The sequence below is a fragment of the Xenococcus sp. PCC 7305 genome (assembly GCF_000332055.1).
In the GTDB taxonomy this organism is placed as follows: Bacteria; Cyanobacteriota; Cyanobacteriia; order Cyanobacteriales; family Xenococcaceae; genus Xenococcus.
Map to the genome: position 1 here is coordinate 23952 of NZ_ALVZ01000227.1, position 22171 is coordinate 46122.

22 protein-coding genes and 1 pseudogene are annotated in these 22171 nt (G+C 39.9%); 12 read left to right on the forward strand and 11 right to left on the reverse strand.

All coding sequences use genetic code 11. The features are described 5' to 3' along the window. Window positions 1-151: 151 nt before the first annotated feature. Window positions 152-589, reverse strand: a complete 438-nt coding sequence (locus XEN7305_RS22855; RefSeq protein WP_006511905.1) for a DUF4399 domain-containing protein — start codon at window positions 587-589, stop codon at window positions 152-154. Window positions 590-892: 303 nt separating this feature from the next. Here XEN7305_RS22855 and der point away from each other — a divergent pair, with 303 nt between their 5' ends. Both der and XEN7305_RS22865 read left to right on the forward strand, forming a co-directional pair. Then, window positions 893-2254 (forward strand): ribosome biogenesis GTPase Der, encoded by a 1362-nt coding sequence (gene der / locus XEN7305_RS22860; RefSeq protein ID WP_006511906.1) that lies wholly within the window; start codon window positions 893-895, stop codon window positions 2252-2254. Between the two features lie 11 nt (window positions 2255-2265). Then, complete coding sequence (locus XEN7305_RS22865) at window positions 2266-3321, forward strand: lipase family protein (protein WP_006511907.1); 1056 nt, start codon at window positions 2266-2268, stop codon at window positions 3319-3321. A 123-nt stretch (window positions 3322-3444) separates the two neighbouring features. Here the strand turns inward: XEN7305_RS22865 and XEN7305_RS22870 are convergent, their stop codons facing one another. The 3 genes from XEN7305_RS22870 to XEN7305_RS22880 form a co-directional block, all read right to left on the reverse strand. Beyond that, entirely contained in the window at window positions 3445-5748 is a 2304-nt protein-coding gene (locus XEN7305_RS22870; RefSeq protein WP_006511908.1) for an amino acid permease, read from the reverse strand. A gap of 423 nt (window positions 5749-6171) precedes the next feature. Then, window positions 6172-7104, reverse strand: a complete 933-nt coding sequence (locus tag XEN7305_RS22875) for a DUF4435 domain-containing protein (RefSeq protein ID WP_006511909.1) — start codon at window positions 7102-7104, stop codon at window positions 6172-6174. Between the two features lie 2 nt (window positions 7105-7106). Then, window positions 7107-8540: an AAA family ATPase gene (locus XEN7305_RS22880; RefSeq protein ID WP_006511910.1), complete on the reverse strand. Its 1434-nt coding sequence runs from the start codon at window positions 8538-8540 to the stop codon at window positions 7107-7109. Between the two features lie 345 nt (window positions 8541-8885). On the opposite strand from XEN7305_RS22880, the gene XEN7305_RS22885 reads away from it, so the two are divergent. The 7 genes from XEN7305_RS22885 (at window position 8886) to XEN7305_RS22915 (ending at window position 13529) form a co-directional block, all read left to right on the forward strand. Continuing rightward, window positions 8886-9413: a peroxiredoxin gene (locus XEN7305_RS22885; RefSeq protein ID WP_006511911.1), complete on the forward strand. Its 528-nt coding sequence runs from the start codon at window positions 8886-8888 to the stop codon at window positions 9411-9413. Between the two features lie 125 nt (window positions 9414-9538). After that, a complete protein-coding gene (gene sodC, locus XEN7305_RS22890; RefSeq protein WP_006511912.1) occupies window positions 9539-10075 on the forward strand; it encodes a superoxide dismutase family protein in 537 nt (178 codons plus the stop codon). Window positions 10076-10132: 57 nt separating this feature from the next. Beyond that, window positions 10133-10636, forward strand: a complete 504-nt coding sequence (gene dps / locus XEN7305_RS22895; RefSeq protein ID WP_006511913.1) for a DNA starvation/stationary phase protection protein Dps — start codon at window positions 10133-10135, stop codon at window positions 10634-10636. An 87-nt stretch (window positions 10637-10723) separates the two neighbouring features. Then, window positions 10724-11005, forward strand: coding sequence for a DUF4090 family protein (locus XEN7305_RS22900; protein WP_006511914.1), 282 nt, complete (start codon window positions 10724-10726; stop codon window positions 11003-11005). Window positions 11006-11191: 186 nt separating this feature from the next. After that, a complete protein-coding gene (gene gor / locus XEN7305_RS22905; protein ID WP_006511915.1) occupies window positions 11192-12544 on the forward strand; it encodes a glutathione-disulfide reductase in 1353 nt (450 codons plus the stop codon). A gap of 473 nt (window positions 12545-13017) precedes the next feature. Next, the gene (locus XEN7305_RS22910; RefSeq protein WP_006511916.1) at window positions 13018-13272 is read left to right on the forward strand and encodes a type II toxin-antitoxin system Phd/YefM family antitoxin; all 255 of its coding nucleotides are present in this window, start codon (window positions 13018-13020) and stop codon (window positions 13270-13272) included. Continuing rightward, the gene (locus tag XEN7305_RS22915; protein ID WP_006511917.1) at window positions 13269-13529 is read left to right on the forward strand and encodes a Txe/YoeB family addiction module toxin; all 261 of its coding nucleotides are present in this window, start codon (window positions 13269-13271) and stop codon (window positions 13527-13529) included. The genes XEN7305_RS22910 and XEN7305_RS22915 overlap by 4 nt, the downstream gene beginning before the upstream one ends. A gap of 297 nt (window positions 13530-13826) precedes the next feature. On the opposite strand, the gene XEN7305_RS22920 is transcribed toward XEN7305_RS22915, so the two are convergent. From XEN7305_RS22920 to XEN7305_RS22930, 3 genes are all read right to left on the reverse strand, one after another. Continuing rightward, window positions 13827-15539 (reverse strand): cytochrome c biogenesis protein, encoded by a 1713-nt coding sequence (locus tag XEN7305_RS22920; RefSeq protein WP_006511919.1) that lies wholly within the window; start codon window positions 15537-15539, stop codon window positions 13827-13829. An 83-nt stretch (window positions 15540-15622) separates the two neighbouring features. Further along, complete coding sequence (locus XEN7305_RS22925) at window positions 15623-16441, reverse strand: A24 family peptidase (RefSeq protein ID WP_006511920.1); 819 nt, start codon at window positions 16439-16441, stop codon at window positions 15623-15625. A gap of 85 nt (window positions 16442-16526) precedes the next feature. Then, window positions 16527-16736 (reverse strand): hypothetical protein, encoded by a 210-nt coding sequence (locus XEN7305_RS22930; RefSeq protein ID WP_006511921.1) that lies wholly within the window; start codon window positions 16734-16736, stop codon window positions 16527-16529. Between the two features lie 377 nt (window positions 16737-17113). Here XEN7305_RS22930 and XEN7305_RS30425 point away from each other — a divergent pair. Then, a pseudogene (locus XEN7305_RS30425) lies at window positions 17114-17356 on the forward strand (magnesium chelatase domain-containing protein); the annotation flags it as partial. A gap of 85 nt (window positions 17357-17441) precedes the next feature. Here XEN7305_RS30425 and XEN7305_RS22940 read toward each other — a convergent pair. Beyond that, window positions 17442-18089, reverse strand: a complete 648-nt coding sequence (locus tag XEN7305_RS22940; protein ID WP_006511923.1) for a Uma2 family endonuclease — start codon at window positions 18087-18089, stop codon at window positions 17442-17444. A gap of 146 nt (window positions 18090-18235) precedes the next feature. Here XEN7305_RS22940 and XEN7305_RS22945 point away from each other — a divergent pair, with 146 nt between their 5' ends. Then, entirely contained in the window at window positions 18236-19765 is a 1530-nt protein-coding gene (locus XEN7305_RS22945) for a YifB family Mg chelatase-like AAA ATPase (protein ID WP_006511924.1), read from the forward strand. A gap of 36 nt (window positions 19766-19801) precedes the next feature. On the opposite strand, the gene XEN7305_RS22950 is transcribed toward XEN7305_RS22945, so the two are convergent. After that, entirely contained in the window at window positions 19802-20278 is a 477-nt protein-coding gene (locus XEN7305_RS22950) for a CRR6 family NdhI maturation factor (RefSeq protein ID WP_006511925.1), read from the reverse strand. Window positions 20279-20383: 105 nt separating this feature from the next. Here XEN7305_RS22950 and XEN7305_RS22955 point away from each other — a divergent pair, with 105 nt between their 5' ends. Then, a complete protein-coding gene (locus XEN7305_RS22955) occupies window positions 20384-20818 on the forward strand; it encodes a Fur family transcriptional regulator (RefSeq protein WP_006511926.1) in 435 nt (144 codons plus the stop codon). 165 nt (window positions 20819-20983) lie between these two features. On the opposite strand, the gene XEN7305_RS22960 is transcribed toward XEN7305_RS22955, so the two are convergent. Both XEN7305_RS22960 and XEN7305_RS22965 read right to left on the reverse strand, forming a co-directional pair. Continuing rightward, on the reverse strand, window positions 20984-21646 hold the full coding sequence (locus tag XEN7305_RS22960; protein WP_006511927.1) for a class I SAM-dependent methyltransferase: 663 nt from the start codon (window positions 21644-21646) through the stop codon (window positions 20984-20986). Between the two features lie 32 nt (window positions 21647-21678). Next, window positions 21679-22104: a SufE family protein gene (locus XEN7305_RS22965; protein WP_006511928.1), complete on the reverse strand. Its 426-nt coding sequence runs from the start codon at window positions 22102-22104 to the stop codon at window positions 21679-21681. Between the last annotated feature and the right edge of the window lie 67 nt (window positions 22105-22171).

Sequence of the window (22171 nt, forward strand, 5' to 3'; positions counted from 1 at the left end):
AACCAAAATTTGGGCTTTCCTATACTAATGATTCAAAAAAGCAGCGAATAACTGATAATTCTGAGCCCGAAAGTCTTGGAGAAATGAGTCAGTTCTTCAGGATGCAATCACCCTTATATATTGCTCGGCGAACAATATTAAAGCTATCTGTCTACTGGACATAAACGGTAATCTTCTTCGAGATTACGGGGTCGTCGGAGGGAATATGGGCAAAGTTACCCAAAACTAGCTGTAAAGTATGTTCTCCAGGAGTCAGAGTCAACTGAGTTTCGGTTTGACCTCCGCCAAAATGCAAAATATGGTCTGTAGTGGGGAGAGGCTGGGTAAAGTCTGGATAGTTGGAAACATCGACAAAAAGATGATGATGCCCAGTATTGTCTTCTTTTACGCCAGAAGGTGCAATCCCTAGACCTGATAAACCAAATTGAACTGTAAAAGTTTCCGGTACTACTTCTCCATCTGCGGGGTTAATAATATAAACTCTGGCATCAGATGACGTTGCCGCATTAGCAGCAAATTGAGGCATGATACCCAAAAAACTGAGAGAAAATACTAGTAGCAAAGTACTAAATATGGTTTTTAATTTCATCGATAGCTCCAAGATGTAAAATAACTTAATGAAAATCATATCAGATAGCAGATGGCAGAGGGCAGATGGCAGAGGGCAGATGGCAGAAGGATTAGATTAACTTTTACTTTCGGTCTTATTTGGACCTGTGACTCAATTTTTACTCTTGCAGTCAACAAAAAGATACACTAAATAAATAATTGCTGAATAAAAGAAAGTCTGATTGAATTCTATATTTGTTAATTATTAATAACTAATAACATTATCCCGCTTGATGGGACTGATAACTGACTAACTGATCACTAATAACTGATCACTGAAATTATGCCATTACCTATAGTTGCTATTATTGGTAGACCCAATGTGGGGAAATCTACCTTCGTTAACCGTCTGGCGGGAGACCAACAGGCCATTGTCTATGACAAACCAGGAATCACGCGCGATCGCACTTACCGACCTTCTTTTTGGCAAGATCGAGAGTTTCAGGTTGTTGATACTGGGGGTTTGGTCTTTGATGATGATACAGAGTTTTTGCCCCTGATTCGCCAACAAGCAATGGCAGCCTTAACCGAAGCTTCGGCGGCAATCTTTGTTGTGGATGGGCAAATGGGCTTAACCGCAGGCGATCGAGAAATTGCTGATTGGTTGCGTGCTCAATCCGTGCCGGTACTGCTGGCAGTGAATAAATGTGAATCTATCGAACAAGGTGCGATTCAAGCTGCTGAATTTTGGCAATTAGGTTTGGGAGAACCCTATCCTGTTTCGGGGATTCACGGTAACGGTACAGGAGAACTTTTGGATGAACTGATTACCCATTTGCCTCCTGTAGATGAATTACCAGAAATTGAAGAAATCAAAGTCGCAATTATTGGTCGCCCAAATGTCGGAAAATCCAGTCTACTCAATGCTTTGACTGGGGAAAAAAGAGCGATCGTCAGTTCTGTTTCCGGGACAACTAGAGACGCGATCGATACTGTAGTAGAGCGAAATGGTACCACCTATCGTCTGATTGATACTGCGGGAATTAGACGGAAAAAAAATGTCGAATATGGGGCAGAGTTTTTTAGTATTAATCGCGCTTTTAAAGCAATTCGCCGTGCCGATGTAGTGTTATTTGTTTTAGATGTTCTCGATGGTGTGACGGAACAAGATTTGAAACTTGCAGGACGCATTATTGAGGAAGGGAAAGCGACAATTATTATCCTGAATAAATGGGATGCAGTGGAAAAAGATTCCCATACTATCTATGAGTACAAGCAGAAAGTTATGTCTCGGCTTTACTTTATGGAATGGGCAGAGCTTTTATTTACTAGTGCCTTGACGGGAAAAAGAGTAGACAAAATCCTTGATCTGGTCGATACGGCAATTTCTGAATATCGTCGTCGGGTTACAACTTCTGTAATTAATGAAGTGTTAGAAGAGGCTGTAGGTTGGCATTCTCCTCCCACTAATAGACAAGGAAAGCAGGGCAAAATTTATTACGGCACTCAAGTTAGAAGTGAACCGCCAACTATCACGTTATTTGTGAATGACCCCAAACGTTTTACCGATAATTACCGTCGTTATATAGACCGTCAATTTAGGGAACAATTGGGCTTCAAAGGCACTCCTGTCCGTTTGGTTTGGCGTGGGAAAAAGGTTCGTGAGGTGGAAAGAGGTTCGGCAAATAGGGCTACTAAAGTTTAGTCTGAACAGTTATGGCCAAGTTGAGTCGTCGGCAAATTTTGTTAGCAGGGTTTTTCGCGGGGGCGGGAGTCTCGATCGCAAGTTCCCATTGGCGCGACCAAAGAAAAGATAGTGAATTTGACCAGGAAGAAGGTGGCGCTGATATAGCCTATGAAACAGGGATCTCGGCCGAGAAGATTCGTCAGATTGAACAGTCTGTTGCCCTCCAGCAGCCCCTTATTCCCTATAATCGGCAAATATCAAAGCTTTTGGTCCGTTGTTGCCGATTAGCCACCGAACAATATCTTCAGGGAGTTGCTGACCCTGAGTATGATGGTGCGATCGCAAGTCTGGTCAGTTACTTTCCGCAACTAAATAACTATCAGCAAATTATTGCTTTTAAGGCGATTCGAGAGCGCTCCTGGCTAGAACCATTGATGAATCAAACCTTTTTGCGAGATCTGATTCCTCAGACAGAGTTTATCTATCATGGGTTTATTCTCAAATCTGCTCGGCATAACATTATTGTTTTTCGGGGAACTCAAGAGCCTAGAGAGTGGATTGCCAATATTAATGCTCAGCAAATTGAATATTTGAGTGACAATAAGCAAGCTGGAAAGATTCATCAGGGTTTTTACTCTCTCTATGTCAATAATTTGGCACAGCAAATTCGTCAAGTGATTGACCAGCTCGATCCGAATATTCCCTGTTACATCACGGGTCATAGTTTAGGTGGAACTATGACAGTTATTGCCGCAGTTGATTTGGCGGTGCATTTCCCTGCCTTCGCCGAGCAATTACTCGTTTATAGTTATGCTTCCCCCAGGGTCGGAGATCCTTATTTTGCCAGGTTTTACAGTGATCTAGTTCCCAACAGCTATCGAATAGTTAATCAAGCAGATTCTACTTGGCTTTTGCCGCCGACGCAGCTAAGAAATGCTGTATATCTGCATGTTGGCCAGACCTGGTCTTTTATCAATCAAACAGGGGATTTGAATCCTAACCATCAGTTGGCTGCTTATCAAGCGGCGATCGATCAAGAAGTCGAGATTCACAAGTCTCCAATCACTCCAATGTCTGGTTTTTGAGCACAGGTTAAGATAGGTTTTAGGTTTTAGGTTTTAGGTTTTAGGTGAAATAGCGCCATCTGCCATCTGCCCTCTGCCATCTGCCCTCTGCCATCTGCCCTCTGCCTTCGGAGCAAAGCGACATCAAGCGATCGCGCTCTCATTGCCAGAATCCCGAAAGAATAAACAAGAAGAACCAGTCAGGTCAATCATTCGACAGATAAAATCAAAATTAGGTTGTTTGGGCAAACCGATAAAATCCATATCTGATTGAGGTGCATGGATAATGCAACTGTTAAATTCTCCAACCAGCACAAATGTTGTTGCTTGGTTTGGTATCCGACAAAGATCTCGCAATTCTTCGATATACTGCCTGGCCATGGGGACTTCTTCATTGCTATTGACTACTGTAATCAAGTTCAAAGATCCTTGCCAACTTCTATAGAGTCGCAATGCCATCAACATTGTCAGATTAAGATTGCCCTTTTTGAGTTTTTCTGACAGTGGGATTTCGCCAAGTTGGGGCGTCAGCCATAAGTTAATCACTTCAACTCTTCCCATACCTGCTAGAGGATGGAGTCCTAGCAACATAATGCCGATTTCTAGCTGTTGAGCTTCGGCTAACAAAGGTTGCATTACTTCCCAGTCTGTAGGCAGTTTTGGGGCTTTTAAACATAAAATATTTGGCCGAAAAAAAGTGTTTTGAGAAGATTGGAGCACTGCCAAAATGCCATCAATATAAGTTGTGACTTTTAAGATCGAGAAAGTCGTGAAAATGCTGCGTCGGCGAAAGGCAGCGGCTAGTTTTTGTAACCGATGGGCAAAATCTCTGACTGAGGGACTCTGGGCTAATCCCAAAAGCTGGATTGAGCCTTCTGGTTGAGAGATATCTAGTAGTAAACGAAATTGACCTAATAACTGGGATGAATCTTCGATGGGAACTAACAAAATTGGTCGCCAAGCTCGAAAATTGTTGATATCAATCTCAATAACTTTTTTGGCTGCCCATTGGGCGATCGCCTCAAAGATTCCACTGCGGACATCCCCTGTAACTCTGGGATTATCAGGTTTTTTGACTAACTGAAAATAGATAAACAGCACAATCGCGATCGCAATAAAACTAAACCTAGCATCGATGACCAACATGGCAAACAGACAACTAGCAAAACCATAGAGGGGAATCAGTTGCGGGATTTTGAAGGTCGGTCGAAAATTCATCAGTCCCAATTGAGATTCCAAGAGCACAACCAAGTTCAAGGTGGCATAGGTAATCAGAAAAAACATTGTAATCAAAGATGCGATCGCATTAAGATCTCTGATCATCAGTGCAGCAAGCACAAACAAACTAGTTAGAAATATGCCGCGACGGGGTTCGCCATTAGCGCCTAGTTTACCAATCCACCTCCCTTGGGGAATCACCTCATCCCGTGCCAATGCCACCAAGATGCGCGGTGCGCCAACGATTGAAGAAAGTGCTGCCGAAAAGGTAGCAGCGAGTAATCCTGCTAAAACCGCTGGTTTCCAAAATGCCTGGTCAATCATAATCGTGTAGTTTTTGACCAGTTCTGCGGGGCTATCAACTCTGGACGCCCACCAACAAAGAGCTAAATAAACTATGCTGCTAACGCCAATGGCAGAAAGGGTGCCGATGGGAATATTTTTTCGACTGTTTTGCAACTCTCCCGACATATTCACTCCAGACATAATGCCAGTGACAGCGGGAAAGAAAACAGCAAAAACTCCCCAAAAGCTGATGCCTTCCTGGGCTGCCGAGCCGGGGAACTCTCCAATTAAAACTAATGGTTGTTGCGATGTCCAAAAATTGGGGCTGGCAAAAATAGAGACCAAAGAAATGATCACCAAGGCCATTACTAGGTATTGAATGCGAAAGGCTAATCTGGCACTAATCGATGCGATCGCCAAAACTAACAAGAAAACACTCAAATCTACTATTAATGCTGGATGTTGGGGAAAAATTCGCAACCAACCCTCACGAAAACCAAAGATATACATGGCGACGGCAAAGGCTTGGGAGAGAAACAGCGGAATGCCGATCGCACCACCGACTTCTAAGCCCAAAGCTTTGGCAATCATGGCGTAGGGGCCGCCCGCTTCGAGACGAGTATTACTCGCGATCGAGGAGAGGGATAATCCTGTGGCAAAGGTAATACTCAGTGCAGCTAAGATGATCAGCATTCCTCCCAATAGTCCTGCATTGCCGACGACCCAGCCGACGCGCAAATACATAATTGCGCCTAATATCGTCAGAAGAGTGGGTTTAAATACACCTTCAAAGGAATTATAAAGCTTGGGTTTGACTGAGTTGGTTTGTCTAAAAATATCTATAATTCTCTTCCGAGGATTCCTAGTTTTCATATATTCAGAAGAATCAAAAATAGGCTCAAATACTTTACTGTTTTGAGATCCAGGATAGAGTAATCTGTTCATTCTTCGGTGATCGAGGCTATTGCGATATTAGTCAAGCGTGATTGGGAAATCTCCATAAAAGCGCATCTTATTGTTGAAAGATAAACTGAATAGAGCTTCAGGTAATTAAGTATTTTTTTTGACGAATCAATTAAATCTATATTATATAAAGGGGTCGGAATTTTGATATGTTTGCCATGAGGAGATGGAGTTTTAATTGCCAGGAAGGGACATGAGGATTATCAAATTTTGGGTACAGAGAAAATCCATTTTGATGATCGCGAACAGGCAAGAGAAGCTTTGAAAATTCGTTGTCACTAAATTTAAGGGATGAGGAAAGTTTAATTGTTTAATTACTAGTTTATGAAAAGATTGATTACTAGTAACTAAACCTCTCCTTTATCGACAACAAAAATATTTAATTAATCTAGATAGAAAGTAAAACTAATCATTAATTCTATCTAATCGAGCTATCAAATAATTAAGTAAATCTTGGGGACAAGCAATACGTGGAGCAATAATCTCAACAGCATTCCCACAATTTATCTGTGACCTGATTTTTGTCTTAATTTCAGCATTTCTGGCATTTTTTTCAAGTTGATTTAAAAAAGCTACTAAACACCAGATTTCTTGTTTGCCCCTTAACCAACATTTTGTAGGTAAAGATTGCAATTCTTGAGTTGCCAAATTGATATTTGTATTACTAGGTGGATTTGAAACATTGCATTTTTTAGTCAGATGTTCGTTCATATTTGGACTCCAATTTAAACTAGGTTTTAGATTGGCATCTAATCTGAAAATTGAAAAATTTAGGTTATTTTTATTTACTGTAGCTTTCGGATTAAATTTTCGAGCAGCAATCCACCATGCCATCATCGGAAGAAAGATAGGACGATATGCTTGCTGAAACTTTTCAAAATCTTTACACGCAGCTTCAATAACTGTTGGAGAATCAATCCCCCAAATATCATTCAAAACAGCTTTAATAGATTCTTTTGTGACTAGATAGTTTTCAATAGAGTAGTGCTTTGTAACAAACAAACTACCTTGTGTAGTTATACCTTCAACTTGACCTAAGAAATCATCGTGATCTTTGTCAACAAAGAAACAAAGTCTTGGGTTATTTGGAAATCTTGTCTCAAAATATTTCCAAGTTTCTATTACATCTTTCTTGTTTCCCAAAACTCTCACTACGATAGACAAGCCTTTAGATTTTGCTTCTCTTTCTGAATGCACTCTAATCAAAGATGGATCATCTCGACCTTCAAGAAAAATTCCAATCTCATTTCCATTAGGATCGAAACTAGCGAGAAAATTATTTCGTTTAACCACTGATGATTGAGAGGCTGCCTTCAAAGAATCCAAAAAAGATGACATATTTAGCTCTCCTGAATAAACTCGCTTATGGAATGTGCATATTCGGACAAAGAATTATCCTCGAAGACAAAAGGAGAGTGAGTAACAGCGATAAGTCCAGAACACCTTCCTGTATCCTGTATATCTTGAAGAAAACGACGTTGCCATTTAACAGAAATTGATAACTCTGGCTCATCAATTACTAGAAAATAACTTTCGTTACGACTTAGAAACATATGGGAAAATAGTGAGACAATTTGCTTTTCTCCTGAAGAGAGTCCATAAAGCGGAACTTCAACACTTTTATCATCGAATTTATTTTTTCTTTTAATAGCTAATTCAAAAGCTGTTGGATTAAATTCAAGCTGTTTTTTGCTGAGATACTGATTAACTACTTCGGCAAGTTTTCTTACAGGCTCTTCCATTTCCTGCTGAGTCTTGTGAATCGTCACCAAACTAGTTAGAAAATGAGCAAGAATTTTCTTTTCTGGGGGTAAAGTCTGATTGGACTTAACATCTGCAAGTAGACTTCTAAGCTCTTCCCTATCATTTTCAGGCAGAGTGTCATCCTCAATTCTAGAAAGCATAGAATCGACAGTTTGAGAAACTTCTTCTGTAGCTAAAATTGAAGTGTCAACACTATCATATTTGCGTCGAATAATATCCCGAAGATAAGAGCCAGTAAGTCGATTTAGTTCGCTGCGGAAGTTTCGATCAAGATCTGAAAGAATCGACGTAAAAGCTCTGTCTACATCAGTCATTCCAAATTCAACTAGTTCAATATATGAACTCTGCTCTCTGCGTTCACGGTTTCTACGAAAGGAAGACAATGCTTCATCAAGATCTTGATCTGGAAATACAGCACTCAATTCTTTTTCGATTCTGCGGTAAGTTGGAAGAAATAAAAACTGCTCTTTATTATTTGAACTTAATATCTCGGCAAGAGCCTCTGCTCCAGAGCTTTTGGAATCTTCCGAACTCAGACGAGGATTATTCCTAGTAAAGGCAACAAGCATATCGAGAACTACTTGTGTGGGAAAGGCACGAAATATTGGAAATTCATCCATCAGATTTCTGATGAATTTTTTGCTTTTAAGCAAATCCAAATTTTCAGTTTTTCCCTCTAAAAGCCTTTCAGAAAGCGAATTTAATTCTCTGTCAGATAAGTTTCTCTCAAGAAAATCAACCTCAAAAAAATTTTTGCGTTTACTCTGAGGTAAATGTTCTCTTTTAAGCACATAATCTTGCTCTCCAATAGTCAATGTGCATGAATTAAATGGAAGCTTGCGAAGTTTACTCCACTGAGCTGTTAGAGCATAATACACTAGATTTATAAATGTACTTTTACCCGATCCATTCTCTCCCACCAAAATTAATGTATTGTCTCTGAGGGGAACATCTAAATCAAAAGTATTAAACATTCTTTCAACACTTACTCTTTTGAGGTCAATAGACACTTCAATTCCTCACAATTTCAACAGATTGATAGTCTTTAAAATTTTTCACAGATATTATTAAATGATTAAAGCTATACCAGCTTAACCTCTATATTTATAACTGTATACTAATTATTTAATAAATTTATCTCCTCGTATTTTTTTCCCTCGTCTTTTTTTCATTTCTGGCGTTCTCAATTTAATCCCATACGTGAAAAATAACGTACGTTAATTCCAACGTATATCCCAATCATCTTTTTTACTTTTTCTTTATTTTCTACTTGACAAGTCATAATCGTTATGAGTATGATTTATTTATTGAAATCGAAATGAGTAAGACTTAACTAGCCTAAAGGAATAACAATCATGATAGATAAAGTACCTGACGTAGTATTTAAAACCAGAGTTCGCGACGAATCTGTAGAAGGGCCTAATCCTTTCCGCTGGCAAGATGTCACAACTTCAGAAATCTTTGGTGGCAAAAAAGTAGTTGTCTTTTCTCTTCCTGGAGCTTTCACTCCTACTTGTTCTTCTACACATTTGCCCAGATACGAAGAACTTTATGATGATATCAAAGCGACTGGCGTAGATGCAGTTATCTGTGTTTCTGTGAATGATGCTTTTGTCATGTTCCAATGGGGTAAAGCACAAGGAGCTAAAAATGTTTTCTTGCTTCCCGATGGTAATGGTGAGTTTACTCGCAAAATGGGGATGTTAGTCGAAAAGTCTAATCTAGGCTTTGGAATGCGCTCTTGGCGTTATTCTATGGTGGTAGATGACGGCAAAATCGAAAAAATGTTTGTCGAACCAGACTTTGGTGATAACTGTCCTACCGATCCTTTTGAAGTTTCCGATGCCGATACTATGTTGGCTTACTTGAAAGGAAGTAAATAGCATTGACTATTAGTCAGTGATTAGTTATCTGTTATCAGTTGTCAGAATTCTCTAACTTTCATCAAATAAGTGTCAATACTGAAATACTATTGTATTGTCGTTGCGATAAAAGACAAGAATCATTCATGGGAAAACTTCAAACTCTAATTGGCATGACGGGAGCTCTAGTTTTAGCATCCCCTAGCATTGTTTTAGCGGAAAAAATTAGCGTAACAGTGAATTTAACCGATACAGAGGGGGTTGGGGAGCAAATAGGAACTATTACCCTAGAAGACACAGAGTATGGAATGTTGCTCACTCCCGATTTAGTTAAACTAACTCCAGGGGCTCATGGGTTTCATGTCCACGAAAACCCCGATTGCAACCCAGCGGAGAAAGAAGGAAAAATCGTCCCCGGATTGGCAGCAGGAGGTCATTTTGATCCCACTGGATCAGGAGTTCACAAAGGGCCATATGGAGATGGTCACTTGGGCGATTTACCACCATTAATTGTTCTTGCAGATGGTACAGCTCAAACTCCGACTCTTGCTCCTAGGTTGAAAACTGAGGATGTGAAAGGACGTTCCCTAATGATTCACATGATGGGAGATAACTTTTCTGATGATCCTGAGCCCCTAGGTGGTGGTGGAGCGAGACTTGCTTGTGGTGTAATCTCTGAATAAGTTAATGAACTAAATTACTGTTTATAGAAAAGCAGTAAACTATGGAGGAATTGGATTATGGTAGCTACAGCCAGCAAACAAAAGACCTATAGCACTCGCATAGATCTAGCAGAAGATGTCAGAGTTCAGGTGATTGAAATTCTGAATCAGACCCTTGCTGCAACTTTGGATCTTAAAACTCAGACGAAACAAGCCCATTGGAATGTTAAAGGGCAGAATTTCTACCAGCTACATGAGCTGTTTGATGCGATGGCTGGAGAATTGGAAGAATATGTGGATATGGTTGCCGAAAGGGTTACCGCTCTGGGTGGAACGGCATTAGGAACAGCGCGAGTTGCTGCTGAGGCTTCAATTTTGCCTGAATACCCTCTAGATGCAGTGAGTGGTCTAGAACATATTACTGCTTTGGCCGATCGCTATGCAGCCTATGGCAAGCATGTCCGGGTGGCGATCGATACTACAGGAGATTTGGGCGATGCCGATACTTCTGATATGTACACAGAAATCTCCCGCAATATAGATAAGCGTCTGTGGTTCTTAGAAGCCCATTTAGTTAAGTAAAACCTGAGAAAACTAATTAATTGTTTTCCTTACCATCTGATTGTAGAGTGGGCAATGCCCACCTAAATAAATATTTGGTAAATAATTATGGCTGATACTAAAGGCGCGGATGCTGTAGATAAAGCAATTTCGCAAGGATTAGATCTTGATGGGTCACCAATTCCGACAAACAAACTAGAACTTTATAATAAAGTCATGGGGTTTGAAGCAGGAAGACAAAGAAGCGGGGTTACTAATACGATGAGATCGCGGATCGTCAGAATAGGGGCTAAGCATCTTGCCCAAGCAGAACTAAATCAAATGCTGCTCGATGCTGAATTCCCCACCCTAAAAGATAAAGAAATTGCTTTTTATTACGGTGGGAAATAGTTGAACAGATGATTGGTAATTAGTGATTGGGAACTGGGGATTAGAAACTAAAAATTGTCTCTTCAGGTCACAACTCCAGTTTCCCCTTCCTAAACAAGTCATAAGTAGTAAGGCAACACTTATTATTTAGCATTTATTTAAGTAATGAATTCCGCGTAGCGGACACTAGACTGAGGTATATAAAAAATGAGTTATGATTTTGATTTATTCGTGATTGGCGCTGGTTCTGGTGGTATTGCTACCGCAAGACGTGCCGCAGAATATGGGGCTAAAGTTGGCATAGTAGAATTTGATCGTTTGGGGGGAACTTGCGTCAATCGGGGTTGTGTGCCCAAAAAGTTAATGGTTTATGCTTCCCATTTCCCCGAAGCTTTTCAAGCGGCATCTGGATATGGTTGGACTGTGGGAGAAAGTCAGTTTGACTGGAAAACCATGATCACAGCAGTTAATAACGAAGTCGATCGCCTCAATGGCATTTATCAAAAAATGCTGGATAAATCTGAGGTGAAAGTATACGAAGGTCATGGGACTTTTATCGATTCCCATACCATCGCGATCGGTGAAGAGAAAGTAACTGCGGAAAAGATTTTAATTGCCGTTGGTGGAAAACCTGTGAAACCAGATAGTATTCCTGGCATAGAACATGCTATTACTTCTCGCGAAATTTTCCATGTCCAAGAGCAACCAAAACATATTGTCATTTTAGGTGGTGGTTATATCGGTGCTGAGTTTGCTTGTATTCTGAAGGGCTTGGGTTCTGACGTTACGCAAATTATTCGCGCTGACAAGATTTTGCGTGGTTTTGACGAGGATATTCGCAGCGAAATCCAATCGCAAATGCAAGATCATGGGATTAATGTTCTGAACAATGTGCAGGATATGGCCATTACCAAAACTGATGCTGGTTTAGAGATTAAAGTAACAAGAGAAGAAGGCGAAGAAACTATTGTGGCCGATAGTATTAGTCTTGCTGCAACAGGAAGAAAACCCCGTTTAGAGAATTTAGGGTTAGAAAATACTGGTGTAGAAGTAGTTAATGGCGCGGTTGCCGTTGATAAATATAGTCAAACTGCCGAAGAACATATCTATGCGGTGGGAGATTGTACCGATCGCATTAATCTAACTCCTGTGGCGATTCAAGAAGGTAGAGCTTTTGCCGATACCCATTTTGGTGGTAAATCTCAACAGATGGCCTATGACAATATTCCCACAGCGATTTTCACAACACCGGAAGCGTCTACAGTGGGGTTGACCGAAGCCGAAGCTCGGGAAAAATATGGTGATGCGGTAAAAATCTATCGTAGTAAATTCCGCCCGATGTATTACACTTTGCCCAATATGCAAGTGAAAACCTTAATGAAGTTAATTGTTGATGGCAATACAGATAAGATTGTGGGTGCCCATATGGTTGGCGATAGTGCAGCGGAGATTATTCAAGGAGTCGCGATCGCAGTTAAGATGGGTGCGACTAAAGCTGATTTTGATGCTACCGTCGGGATTCATCCGAGTTCAGCAGAAGAATTTGTCACCATGCGATGATTTTAGTTGTTAGTTAACAGTTATCAATCATATTTTCAGCTGATCGTTGAAACCAAACATAGGGCAGGAATCTTGAATTTGTAGTTATTTTCAGTTTACTGCCCGTCCCTATTTTTGATTTGGAGATCGCGAAATGTATTGCTTAGTGCGATCGCTTTTTGTAATAGTTCTGCCATAGATATTTGTAGTTTAAGAATGATTTGGTCATCACAATTTAATTTTACTAGTTTTGAAGCAGTAGAGGCTTATACGCGATCATCAACTGGATGATAGATGTTGTAAAAGTGAGCATTATTTCAAAGACATAAGCTAGAATCAAGCCTATGAGCGAAACTCAAAATATTAAAAGCTCTCAGATTTACAATATATTCTATATTAAAAGCTAAAATAATAAATATTTAATTAAATAAAAAGAAGACATATAAGTCCAAATTAATTAATCTACAAAGACTAACCAATGAAAGGAGGATGGAATGGACGCAATGACAACTAAAAAGGCAGGAGAGGACTTAGACGGCTTGATCGAAAAAGTTATTGCAGATGTTCAACCGACCATTCTTTGTAACGATAAAGGTAGTCGAGCTGTTTTGATGTCTTTAGATGAATTTACCGCATGGCAAGAAACACTTTATCTATTGTCAAATCCTGCTAATGCAGCCCATCTTCTTCGTTCAATTAAATCGGCAGAAGCTGGCAAAGTTATTGAGAGAAAGCTAATTGAAGAATGAAACTTACATTTACAGAAGCTGGATGGGCTGATTATTTGTGGTTTCAAGAGACTAATAAGAAATTGTTGAAAAAAATTAACATTCTGATTAAAGATATTCAGCGGAGTCCTTTTGATGGCATCGGCAAACCAGAGCCTTTAAAAGCAAATCTCTCAGGTTATTGGTCACGACGCATCAATACTGAACATCGATTAGTTTATAAAGTAATGGAAGATAACATTATGATTGTATCTTGTCGGTTTCATTACCAGAATTAAGCTCTAACGGTGGCTTCGTAAGCGGTACCAAGAAAGCCGATTTTTTTTATTATACTCAAGCAATTTGCTACCTCTTCTTGAGTTAGCACTGCTTTTTTAAGAGCCTGACGTAACATAACCCGAATTTTGAAATTGGCATAACCGTTCTCAAATTCTTCTGCAAATTCAGGATTTCATTGGCTTCTTTGCTCAATATATCTTTGAAAGTAAAGCTAGAGAGAAGACTGAGATTTTAAGTACTTTACATATGGTAGTAATGCAATAACTCTAATCCCTATCTCCCCTTTAACAACGATACTAATTATCAGTTATAAGCTCTGATTGTTTAGCAACTGGTAACTCTTTCTTCTCTTCAGAACTAAACCATCCTTTGTATTTCGCTGCAACAACTAATACAAATAATAGATCTATTCCGACAACAGAAGCGACAGTCATCACAGAATCACCACTGCCAAAACCGTAACTATGTAATCCCGTGCCCAGCACAAAATTTACACCGTACCAAGCCATCAGCACCGCATTAAAAGCAACAACACTGGTAATAGTCATACCAAAATCACCTAACCAACCCACTAAACGACCGTGGAGGGGCACAACGTAACACATTAGAGCAATTAGAGCCCAAGTTTCCTTGGTATCCCAGCCCCAGAAACGACCCCAAGCGTAATGCGCCCAGATTCCGCCGAGAATGATGCCAGTAGTTAATAACAAAACTCCTACTTGCACAACTCCATAATTCCACTTCGATAAGTTGCGAATTCTCTCCTTAGCTTGGGGTGCAAATAGATAATGTCCCAAAATAATGTGACCCAAACCTAAAGCAAGGGCAAAACTGGCATAGCTTAGGGTAATCGTTGGTACATGAATACTCAACCAGAAATTATCCCGTAAGACAGGAACTAAAGGCTGGATTGAAGAATCGAGAATTGCAGGTAAACTATCGGCCAAAATTAGACAGACTATTGATAATGGAGCGGCTGCGAGGAGATAATATTTCGCACGATAGATGAGTTCAAACAGTAGTGCGATCGCAGAAATCCCAAAACCGACCCAAATCACCGACTCATACATATTAGTCACAGGAGGGCGACCTGCAATCTGCATTCTTTCCCAGAAGCCATAGGCATGAATTATTAACCCAGTACTGAATACACCGATCGCGCCCCAGTAAAAATCAAAGGATTTAAACAGCAACACCAATAACATGATCAAAAAGCCTAAAGCATAGATCATCCAAGCCTTGGCAAAAGGATGTAATCCATAAAACCTTACTTCTCGGTTGACAACAGCTGTCTCAGGATAAACATCAGGACTGAGGCTCGCTAATTCAGTTTGGAACCTAGCCGCAATCTGACCTAAACCAATTTCATCTTGAGGCGAGTTGCGGTAAGTCTGTTTGAGTTTATTGTAGGTAGTTTGAATTTGGGCTACCGCATCCCCGTCGTAATATTGGCCAGCATCTTCTACTGATGCCCAAGCTCCATTAATATCATTGGGATGGGGAACAAGAGGAAGTCTATCTATGCCCACAGTAGAAACTACCAAAGCCATTCTTTGTTCAATGGTGATTGCTTCAGTTTCATCGCGATTTAAGTCGATTCCCGCTGCTTGTTTTTGTTTAATTGCAATCAGAAATTCTCGCAAATCTGACTCTATTAATTCCGAAAAACTAAAATACTTCTCGTCTGGATTAAGTCCTAAGGTTTCTTTGAGCGGACGATAGTTAAATAAAATTATTGGCTCATCGTTCCAATTGCGATTATTGAACCATAATGAGAGATAGGTATTCAAATAATCAAGCTTATCTCCGTTAGTAGCTTGATAGCTGTTCTTCCCGTGAATTTGCGCCACAGTTTCCCGTGCTACAGTATCTAAAGGTTTTTTTCTACCGTCTAGCTGTACTGCCAGATTCTGTAACGGCTCGACAGGAGAAGACTGAAATTGACTAAAAGGAGTAATAAGGATAAATATTCCTAATATAAGCCCTACTATAAATTTAGTGATCTTCACGATTCAACAATAATCCACTATTCTTAAAGTTTGTTCTTTAATAGATTATAGGACTTAGGGGAAAACCAAGTATTTTACTTTACTTAAGGAATGACCAATAAATTGATATAAGAGGTAACGATCTCATGACCATAGAAAAGGGCGATCGCACCTCCTAAAGCTAAAAAAGGGCCAAAAGGCATTGCCTGTTTCCGTCCCAATATGCCAAACAACATCGCCCCGCCACCAATAATTGCACCAGAGGCACAAGCTAAAAAACTCGAAACCAAAACTAGCTTCCAGCCCAACCAAGCTCCAATGGTTGCCATTAGTTTACTATCCCCATCTCCCATGGCTTCTTGCTGCAAGACAAGTGAGCCGACAATTCTAATCGTTTCTAACAGCCAAATACCCAATACCGCACCTCCAATACCTAGCATGAGCTGTTGGGCAATGCCTGCGATATTACCTCCATCGTGCCAACCGACAATGACTTGAAACGCTAACCCCACCAACAGTCCTGACTTAGTTAAGGAAGCAGGTAAGGTCATAGTATCTAAATCAATTAAAGATAAAGACAATAACCAGCTTAAAAACATAGCATAACCAATGGTTTGAATCGTATAACCAAAACGCCAGAAAACTATTAAAAATAGTAAACCAGTAACGAATTCTACAATTGGATAGCGAGGGGAAATCGCCGTTTTGCACCAACGACATCGTCCGCGCAACCATAGCCAACCAAGTATCGGAACATTTTCAGTTTTTCCTAATCGATGTTGACATTGGGGGCAACGAGAAGGCGGATGAATCAACGACAAACCGGCTGGTATTCGGTAGACAACTACGTTTAAAAAACTACCGATGCAAGCGCCAACAATAAAAACAAAAGTATTTGCGATCGCTGAAACCAGCGTTTCCATAATAAATAACTATAAAATAAGGGCTATGTTAACAATTCCCCTTTTTTAGTCTAAAACCCCATAATTTTACAATCAAACCCTAACTTTAAGGATAAACTTCTGCTTCCATTTGATTAATATTAATAAAGCATTCTCCTGGCAAGAGAATCGGTCGTTCGCCAAATATCAATTGACCTTTCAATGTTTCCTTATTCAGGGCAACCCCTAAGGGTTTTCTCCCAACCTGAGCGCGTGAATCACAATAAGTACGGTAAATTCTTTTAGCTGATTGGATTAATATAGGATCTATGAACATAAGCTTCAATATATACTGTTACGTAACTTCACTAGGGCCTATATCTTAGTACTGATAAGCGATCCCAGAGATAGCCTGCTCTAATCTAACCCAACTTGGCAACGATGAAAGTTGCGAAATATAAAGATTATGAAAATTTATATAAATACTTAATTATTTGGTTATCTAAGATGTAATGTATTATTAAAAGCCCGGGTAATTAACTACAGATTTTGATGAATTCTAATCAAAGAATCTTAACTCTAGATAATTTTAATTTTGAGCTTGGTTCAAGAGTTAAAGATTAATCATCGATCATCAAAAATATTAGTAGATTTGCGGTCAGATAGTTACTATCCCAGAGCCTATACTGACAATGAAACCCTAAATAAACATTCATGCTAGCTATAATCTGGAGTTCGGCGATTGTCGGGATTGATGCAGTTAAAGTCGGAGTAGAAGTAGATGTTTCAGGAGGTCTACCGAAAACCATCGTGGTTGGCTTACCTGATGCTGCAATCCAAGAATCAAAATAAAGAGTCAAAGCAGCAATTAAAAACGCAGGATTTGCTTTTCCTGTCAGAAAAATTGTCGTTAATCTGACTCCTGCCAATTTACGTAAAGAAGACCCTAGTTTCGATGCTTTTTCCTTTGTGTCTTTGCGCCTTTGCGTGAGATAAATTAATATCTGAATTCAGCAACACCTAAAATCGCAACTACAAACATTTAATCTGAATTTTGATTTTCGTTTAACTTTTGGCGTAATTGCCGAATAGCAGTACTAGTATTCCGATTGGCCGCAACATGAAAACAATCTGCAATCAAATTTAAAATAGCTAAATTAGGAAAATAGCGGCTGAAATCTTTTACCGTATAACTACCATTTTCCCAATGATAAATAGTCACGCGATCGCTTTTAAACAACCAAACTTCAGGTACTTTATAGGGCAAATAATCTTTAATATCCGTATAGCTGGTAATATCAATTTCAATTACTAAATCTGGCGCTGGTTCAACTTCCCAATTAATTCTTTTTTTTCCTGAAGCCACTCGCCAATTATCAATATAAAAACAGTAATCTGGTTCAATACCGATTTTTTGCGGCAATTTCATAGTTATGGGAGTAAAGGATTCATATTCTTTTTCTAGATGATCCAATATGGCCTTAATTGTGTCTGCAATTAGACTAGCGTTGCGTCCGTGTTCGGGTAAAGGACTCATTAACCAAATTTCTCCAGGACGATATTTCAAACGAGGAAGCGATTTATCTTCTAATTGCTTAGTTAGAGCCTCATAATCAGCCCAATCACCAATTACTTGAAACACTGAGCCTGGTGGTATTTCAATTTTTTCTGGAGAAATAACGGCGAACATATAACTTTTAAATCTATCGTTGATTATTCTTCCATTTTATTCTTTTTCAACTCTTTCAAAATATCAAAACAAATATTAGTGGATTTGCGGTTAGATAATGAATAACTCAGAGCATATACTAGCATAAAAGCACTAAATAAACATTCATGCTAGCTAGGATTTGGAGTTCGGCGATTGTCGGAATTGATGCGGTAAAAGTTGGAGTGGAAGTCGATGTCTCAGGTGGTCTACCCAAAACCATTGTCGTGGGTTTGCCTGATGCTGCGATTCAAGAATCTAAAGAAAGAGTCAAAGCGGCGATTAAAAATGCCGGATTTGCTTTTCCCGTCAGAAAAATTGTTGTTAATCTGACCCCTGCGGATTTACGCAAAGAAGGGCCTAGCTTCGATCTCCCCATCGCGATCGGAGTGCTCGCCGCCTCAGAACAGGTCAATGCCTATTTACTCGGAGATTATTTATTTCTCGGTGAGTTGTCCCTCGACGGTAGTTTGCGACCAGTGGCAGGAGTGCTGCCGATCGCCGCAGCCGCATCTCGACTCGGCATTTCTGGCATGATTGTCCCCGAAAATAATGCTCAAGAAGCCGCAGTAGTCAAAGATCTTTCGGTCTATGGTTTTCAGCATTTAACTGAGGTAGTAAGGTTTTTAGATAATCCCGAAAAATATCAACCTGTAGAAGTCGATACTACAGCAAAATTGTCCCAGTCTAGTAAGTATTATCTCGATCTCAAAGATGTCAAAGGGCAGGTACATGCCCGACGGGCTTTAGAGATTGCCGCGGCAGGAGGACATAATTTGATTTTTGTTGGCCCTCCAGGTAGTGGGAAAACTATGCTAGCTAAAAGGTTGCCAGGCATTCTACCATGTCTTGATTTCTCAGAAGCGTTGGAAGTCTCCCAAATTCATTCCGTGGCGGGATTATTAAAAGATAAAGGCTCATTGATCACGACTAGACCTTTTCGCAGTCCCCATCATTCGGCATCAGGGCCTTCTCTGGTGGGTGGGGGAAGTTTTCCTCGTCCTGGAGAGATTTCTTTGGCTCATAAAGGAGTATTATTTCTCGATGAACTAACTGAGTTTAAGCGCAATGTCTTGGAATATCTGCGTCAACCCCTAGAAGACGGTCAAGTAACGATCTCGCGAACTCGTCAATCGGTAGAATTTCCAGCTCAGTTTACTTTAGTTGCGAGTACCAATCCTTGTCCCTGTGGTTATTTTGGTGATGACATCCAATCTTGTACCTGTTCCCCTCGCCAAAGGACGCAATATTGGGCTAAGCTTTCGGGACCTTTGATGGATCGCATTGATTTGCAGGTTGTGGTGAGTCGCCTTAAAGCTGAAGAAATGACCGGTAAAATCACAGGGGAGAATTCCCAATTGGTCAGGGAACGAGTTATTTCTGCCCGCGCTCGCGCTCGGGCAAGATTTGCCAAGGATGGTCAAGTTAGCTGTAATTCAGAAATGCGATCGCATCATCTCAGAGATTTTTGTCAACTTGACGATGGCAGTCGTAATTTGCTAGAAAGCGCAATTTGGAAGTTAGGCTTATCCGCTAGGGCAATGGATCGAATTCTCAAAGTATCCCGGACAATTGCCGATCTTGCTGGGGATGACAACTTGCAAACTTCTCATTTAGCAGAAGCAATCCAATATCGCACTATTGATCGAATGCAATAAGTAATGGGTAATGGGTAATGGGTAAAACAACTCGCTTTATTTTAAAGAATCGAAAAACGTATCATCGATTTCATAGCCAAATAACTTAGCAAAAGATTTCAGGCGAAAATTACTAGGAATATCTCGTTCGCCTAGCCAATCAGAGAGGATAAATATTTTTTGCATCACGAAAATTTCCAGAGCTTCAGGATTATAAATAATACCTTCACTACGACTAAACTGATGGGGAACTAACATAGCACTATAACGTGCTAATTCTCCTGTTTTCCAATCTAAAAGAAAAGGCAGCCAAGGATACATGCCGTCTAAACGCACAAACCATAGTCTAATTTCAGGGACTTCTGACAATTCCCTCGGATCTGTTTCTGATAATTGGTAGTTAATCGTAAATTTTAGTTTTTGTTCATATTCTGCGATCGCCTTATCAGAGGGCAATTCTGCGATCATTTTTTTGATAGAAGATAAATCTAAACTATCAATAATATTCGTATCTAGGTTAATATTGACAGTCATCAAACTATATTCCTCTTTGATATAACAACTAAAAGCAAGACGTCGCTTTAGGGTTATGTTAATATGAAGTTGTAATGAGTATGTATTAGTTAGGCAGCCTCATCTATGAAACAATCAGAGGCAAATATCAAGCCAATTACTTCCTTTGACCAAGCGATCGCTCGTTGCCAAGAATTGGGGATGCGAGTCAGTCGTCAAAGACGCTATGTCTTAGAATTGCTGTGGGAAAAACAAGAACATCTTTCCGCCAGAGCAATCTATGATCTTTTAAACCAAGAAGGAAAAGAAATCGGCCACACGTCAGTTTACCAGAATCTAGAAGCATTGTCTGGTCAGGGGATTATCGAATGTGTAGAAAAATCCGACGGGCGACTCTACGGAAATATCAGCTACTCTCATAGCCATGTTAATTGTCTCGATTCGGACAAGATTATTGATGTGAATGTTACCTTGCCAGAAGATTTGCTCAAGAAGATCGAAGAGCAAACAGGAGTCAGCATCACAGACTACCGTATTGACTTCTTCGGCTATAAGCAATAATCTCTCGTAGTTTTGTTCCAGAACTGAATGTAAACAAATATTAAGGAACGCATAAAAACCATAGGTTTTTCCTAAGTAATAGATGGAGAGTTCAAATTCTGAATCGAACCACTAATTCATTTCCCATGATTGATAGGTGGTTCTTTTTTTATCCTTTTTCCCAACTTATAGTTTTAGGGCCAAAGTCAAGCCATCAGCAATGGGGATTAAACTAAGGTTCACCCTAGAATCTTGATGCAACTTATGATTAAATTCTCGAATCGCAATGGTTCGCTTGTCACTATCATTCGGGTCGGCGACTCTTCCAGACCATAGGACATTATCGATCGCGATTAAACCACCAGGCCGAAGCAACTCTAAACATTTTTCATAATAGTTATCATAATTTCTCTTATCCGCATCAATAAAAGCAAAATCAAAACTATTGGTTTGTTCCGTTGCGATCAATTTATCCAGGGTTTCTAAAGCAGGAGCCAGATGTAAATCTACTTTGTGGGAGACCCCCGCTTCTTGCCAATAACGAGACGCGATCGCAGTCGACTTTTTATCAATATCACAAGCCACAATCTTGCCATCTTCGGGTAAGGCTAAAGCGACAGCCAAAGAGCTATAACCTGTAAAAACCCCAATATCTAAAGTCTTTTTAGCTCCTAGTAACTGTACCAATAACGACATAAACTGCCCCTGTTCGGGGGCTATTTGCATTCTGGACATGGGAAATGTTGCTGTCTCTTCCCTTAGTTTTGCTAGGATTTCTGGTTCTCGCACGGAGACAGATTGTATGTAGCTAGATAAACTGTCATTGAGCCCAAAAGTTTTATTGGCCATCTTTTACAAATATTAATTCTTAATTATCTAGGTTAAACAAGTTCTGCGGCCTTTTGTTTCATCAGCTGAAAAATATTATAAAAACCATTGGCACGAGAAGGAGTTAGGCTGACTTGCAACCCTGTTTCTTCAATGAAATTGGGCTGTACCTCAATAATTTCTTCTGGGGTTAAACCATTTAAACCTTCAATTAAAAAAGCTACTAATCCTTTCACTAATTGAGCATCAGAATCTCCCTGATACAAGATTTTGCCATCTTCCTTGGCTGCTGTTATGTAGACCTTAGAAACACATCCTTGAACTTTATTATCGGCAATCTTGTCTGTTTCTGGCATTGCTGGTAATTTCTTGGCGTACCAGAGTAATTGCTCATATTTCTGTTTAGGATTAGTCCGTCGTTTAAAGCGATCGACAATTTTAGCTAATTTTTCGGGAAAGACTGTTGGCGAAGAGGACATAGTTTAAGGTAAGTGGCGAATTATATCTGCTAGTAATATACCAAATTGTTATGGTTTCACGCGAACT